The organism is Bradyrhizobium sp. JYMT SZCCT0428 (assembly GCF_018131075.1).
Lineage (GTDB): Bacteria > Pseudomonadota > Alphaproteobacteria > Rhizobiales > Xanthobacteraceae > Bradyrhizobium.
This window is the reverse complement of record NZ_JAFCLS010000141.1, coordinates 1-3053: the sequence shown is the minus strand read 5'-3', so window position 1 is coordinate 3053 and position 3053 is coordinate 1. Positions and strand designations below refer to the sequence as shown.

At 58.2% G+C, this 3053-nt stretch carries 2 protein-coding genes; one reads left to right on the top strand and one right to left on the bottom strand.

What is annotated here, in order from left to right:
- Positions 1 to 245: 245 nt before the first annotated feature.
- Positions 246 to 1700 (bottom strand): acetamidase/formamidase family protein, encoded by a 1455-nt coding sequence (locus tag JQ575_RS43955; RefSeq protein ID WP_212039359.1) that lies wholly within the window; start codon positions 1698 to 1700, stop codon positions 246 to 248.
- 547 nt (positions 1701 to 2247) lie between these two features.
- Here JQ575_RS43955 and JQ575_RS43950 point away from each other — a divergent pair.
- Complete coding sequence (locus tag JQ575_RS43950; RefSeq protein WP_212039358.1) at positions 2248 to 2781, top strand: hypothetical protein; 534 nt, start codon at positions 2248 to 2250, stop codon at positions 2779 to 2781.
- Positions 2782 to 3053 lie beyond the last annotated feature (272 nt).

Below are 3053 nucleotides of genomic sequence, written 5' to 3'. Positions count from 1 at the left end.
AACACTGCTCGCCCGCGCCGACGAGGTGATCGAATGAAATTCGCATTTGGTGCGGTGCATGAGTCCGGATGTGGCACAAAGCGTCAGTTTGCGCGGTGCAAGGCCATGTCCTGGCAAAGCTGACCTGCGGGATGAACGCCCGGACTTCTCAGTTTGACCCCATTTCGGACATCAGCGCGGTCCCCCGAAATGGCCGCGCGACGCGGCCAGGCTCCTGCCGGAACCGACCGCGTCGGTGTTATGGATCAGGTCTCACCACCGGCGAAGATATCCTTTTTGATGACCGCGTGGACGCCCCAGTTTCCATCAACCACCTGGGTGATGCCGAAGTCGACACCAATCGTAATTAAAGAGATCGCTTCATCTTCGGTTAGCTTCTTGGTCGTCATCAGAAATTTGCGCATCTTGCGGAACGCATCGCGCAAAGCGAGGTCAACCGACGATTTCGAGTAAATGTCCGACTGCGCCTTGTCCCCTAATTCGGCGAGATAATTGGCGAAGCTGAAGCCATGCACCAGCCACTCGTCCTTGGTTTCCAGCATCGGATAGTCAAGGGCTTCGAGAGCCGTACCGACGAGATCGGCTTTCTTGTGCAGGATGATCTGGAAGGTGCCGTTCAGCGAGCATTCGATTGCCGTACCGCACAGCTCGGAATCTCCCTGCGAAGCGTGCGAGTCGCCAACCGATAACAGGCCGCCATCGACCGCAACCGGATAATACATCGTGGCGCCCTTGCCGATCCGCCAATTATCGATGTTGCCGCCGGTATAGCTGGGCGGAATCGAGTCGACGATATCGGCTTCCTTGGGCGCCAAGCCTATTACGCCGAAATGCGGACGTACCGGAATGCGCACATTCTTCAGGATGCCGTGGTTCTCCTTGATCGTGGAGTGATCGACGGGAACGCCAGGATAGTCGATGGTTTTGTGCACGACGCCGGAGGGGTCGGTCTGCGGAGTCCATCTGAAATTATACACGGCTTTCGCCCAGTTGCGTTCGCCGGTGGCGTCGACCTCGTAGATCGTGATCACTTCGCGCGGCTTGGGCTCGGTGAGCAGGTCCTTGTAGTGAAAGCCCCACCATGCGGCCGCGTTGCTGCCGAAAGCCTTGCCGGGATATTCCGGATTGGCGCAAGGCCGGGGGGTAACGTCGATAATTCGCAACTCGATCACGTCACCCTCCTGGGCGCCGCGTACGTAGACCGGGCCGGTGCAGATGTGCACGCCAAGGCCCTCGCCGGCGCCGCGCCCGAACAGCGAGGCATCCATCGGTCCGGCGCCGCGGCGGTTCACTCCCTTTTTTTCCTTGGTCCACAGGAACACGCTTTCGGCGCCGGGATCGCCCTTCACCATCCGCTCGGCGTCGTCATTGGCATGGTGGGTCAATGCCTCAATGGTGATGAAGTCGCCGGAATCGATCTCGACCTGCGGTTTGAGCTTCTTGCTGAAATAGCCCCAATGCACTGTGTCGGCATTCGCGGGCAAATGGTGATAGGACCGCTTGGCCGGTTGGTTCTTCTCGGCGGCAGCGGCCATCTGCGGCGTCACCAGAGAAATGCCGCCCGCGGTCATCGCCGCCGCGCCCCCGGCCGCGGCGAAGCTGGACCTCAAGAACGACCTGCGTTCCCGATCAAGCGTTTCCTTGAACTTGCGGTGGTGCAATTCGAATTCCGGACAGTTCTTGTCGTCACCGGCACACATCGTATCTCTCCTGGTTGCATTTTTGGGCCCACGACTGATCCCACCTCAGTTCATCGCAACAGTCAAACTTGTGCGCCATGTCGCATTGCTGGACGGAGAAATGCGGTGTCGCCGCATCATCTAGTAAAGAAAAATAGACGTTTGCCTATTGCTTGAGCCGTGCGTGCTCAAACTTTGAGAAATACGGACGCGGCGAAGACCCGACATCATTGCTGTTGCGCGGCGATACGAAGGTCGAATGATGGGCGATGTCGGTTCATGGCACCTTTGAGACGTGCCGACAGACTATGAAAAGGTCTGCTTATTGAGGTAGACCGGAAGTAACCGGCCTATTGTCAGAACGATGTGATTCCCAAAGCGAACCGACGCACCGGATGCCGGGCTACCAGTGAGCCCGTCCGGGATCGATTGCGGACAACCCTTCTGCCAATGCCGCCATCTGAACGAAATGATGCATAATCGCGCGTCTAATAGACGCATTGGAAACTCAAACATGGAGGTCTTTTCTCGACAGCGTGTAACCCCGCAACCCATCTCGGAGGAAACCATGAGGTATCATCTCAATCCAGCGTGGATGTTTGGTTGTGTTGTGCTTGCTTTGGCAGTTCCAGCAGCCGCTGTCCCGGCCGTGGCGGAAGAAGCGGGCCAATGGTTTGGTCGAGCCGTTCTGGTCACCCTCTCCAGCAAGAGCGTGAAGCTGGAAGACCGGGCTGACCATACGGTGTCGGTCACCGAATTCGACGGCGCTGTGTTCAATGCCGACGGCAAGCCCTTCCTCGACAAAGCCCGCTATCAGGTGGTTGACCTAACGGATGCTGGCACTTCCAGCGGCGGCCACAAGACCTTCACAGAGGCCGATGGATCCAAGGTCTTTGCCAAGTACGTCCTGAAAGACGCGAAGCCGAAAGAGTTCCGCGGTACCTTCGAGTTCACTGGCGGCACGGGAAAATATGCAGGGATCACGTGCCGCGGTGAGTACCACGTCGTGCAGGTCAGCGACACGGCCTTGTGGGATGAACTCCGCGGCGAGTACAAGATTCCGGGTACCGTTGGAAGTTCGCGACCTGAACCGGCCAAATGAGCATCGAGAACCGCTACGGCGAGCGCTGCGCATTCAAGGTGAGCTGCTCATCGATGTTCAGAAGCACCGCCCGATCTGATTTCCGCTGCTGGCACTTTTGAGACATGCCGACCGGCCGTGACGATGTCTGCTTCTGGAGGTGGACCGGAAGTCATCGGCAGACCGTCAAACCGACGCCTTTTGACCCGAAGCGGACATCGGCCTCTTCCAGAATGCTTGGCTTAGCCGCTACAATGCCTCGTCCCTGAGCCCTTGGTGGTTAGCATGAGGCG

Bases quoted from the DNA above. Each gene is read 5' to 3' on its own strand.
- JQ575_RS43955 (WP_212039359.1), bottom strand. From the start codon at position 1,700: ATGTGTGCCGGTGACGACAAGAACTGTCCGGAATTCGAATTGCACCAC.
- JQ575_RS43950 (WP_212039358.1), top strand. From the start codon at position 2,248: ATGAGGTATCATCTCAATCCAGCGTGGATGTTTGGTTGTGTTGTGCTT.